The sequence below is a fragment of the Xenorhabdus vietnamensis genome (assembly GCF_002127535.1).
In the GTDB taxonomy this organism is placed as follows: Bacteria; Pseudomonadota; Gammaproteobacteria; order Enterobacterales; family Enterobacteriaceae; genus Xenorhabdus; species Xenorhabdus vietnamensis.
This window is the reverse complement of sequence record NZ_MUBJ01000089.1, coordinates 1-1,251: the sequence shown is the minus strand read 5'-3', so window position 1 is coordinate 1,251 and position 1,251 is coordinate 1. Positions and strand designations below refer to the sequence as shown.

Genomic DNA, 1,251 nt, shown 5'->3' with positions numbered 1-1,251 from the left:
GATATCGTTCCCCCCCTGATAACAGGCTTTTTCTTGCGCCCAAAACGCGTCGGCTTCGGCTTTATGAGTCAGGTGATATTGTTGCGTGGCCAGATAGGCGGTTTCCGCCACGACGTGTGGGATCTGTCCTTGCCTCAGGCGCTCATAATAGTCGTGCACGGTTTGCCACAGGATAGGCCCACTCCAGCCATCGCTAATGCTATGGTGCATGGTTTTTAAGACCGTCACTAACTGCTCATGTTGCTTAATGAGCGTAAAGCGGATCAAGCCGGGTTGGCTTAAATCAAAGCCAATGGCTCTGTCCTGTCGCTGTATCTCTGCAATGGCGTCGTCACGTTGCCCGGCAGGCAGCCCGCTGAGGTCTTTGAGGGTAAAGTTCGCGGCATCAATACTCGCCCCAGACGTGATGATCTGCCATATATCACCTTCCCAATCAAAAGCGGTTCTTAAAACCGGGAACCGTAGCGAGGTCAAGGACCACGCTTTGATATACATGTCGATATCAATGGCCTGGTGATAATCTAACAGCAACTGTACGCGGTACGCATCATCATGAGGCTGGCTCAAATGATGATAAACAAAGCCCTGTTGCAAACTGGTAGCAGGGTAAATTGCTTCAACTTTTTGTCCTTTACCCGTATTCAAAGATTGATCAACCGCGTTGCTTCCAGATTCATCGAGTACTAAATTCTTAAACATCTCTTTGGAAAAGATATTTTTTTCGCTTAGAAAAGACAAAATTTCGCTTTTTTGTTGTTTAATTTTATTAATTAATTGGTATGGCGGATTTTCACCTTTTGCCTCTATTTTAATTTTATCGTCACATACCCACATTAATACTTGATTCTGACTGACTTCTCTTAAAAATGACAACATGATTGATTAAATCTCCAGCACAAATGTGTTTGTCTCTTCTGAATCTGTATCTATTTCTTCGTTTTTAGGCGCTTGGAATTTTTCAAGAACATGGTTCAATCGCTCATTAACTTCATTCAATCGCCCGTTTGAAAATAAACCGTTTCCATAATCACTTAGGGTTCTTTGTCCGCCTGCTGCTGCTTGCATTTGAGCGGTATTAATCACCAAATCCAGCGCCGTCTCAAAGGCTGCTTTAAATTGCTGGCTTTTCTCTTCGGACAGGCGAGAAGCAATGCTGAATCCCAATTGGCCTGCCTGCACGCCGCCATTGATGTTCAGCAACAGTGGATCGGCATTTTCTGATGCCATCATGAGACCACAGTCATCGGCGGT

Annotated in this window: 2 protein-coding genes; both read right to left on the bottom strand. The window is 45.0% G+C overall.

Features of this window, described 5'->3' with window-relative positions; translation table 11 throughout:
* Positions 1 to 876: condensation domain-containing protein (locus Xvie_RS20290; protein ID WP_244175756.1), on the bottom strand; the 876-nt coding region annotated here is incomplete at its 3' end.
* A 6-nt stretch (positions 877 to 882) separates the two neighbouring features.
* Positions 883 to 1,251, bottom strand: a 369-nt coding sequence (locus Xvie_RS20285; protein WP_208612658.1) for a hypothetical protein, incomplete at its 5' end; no start/stop codon positions are given.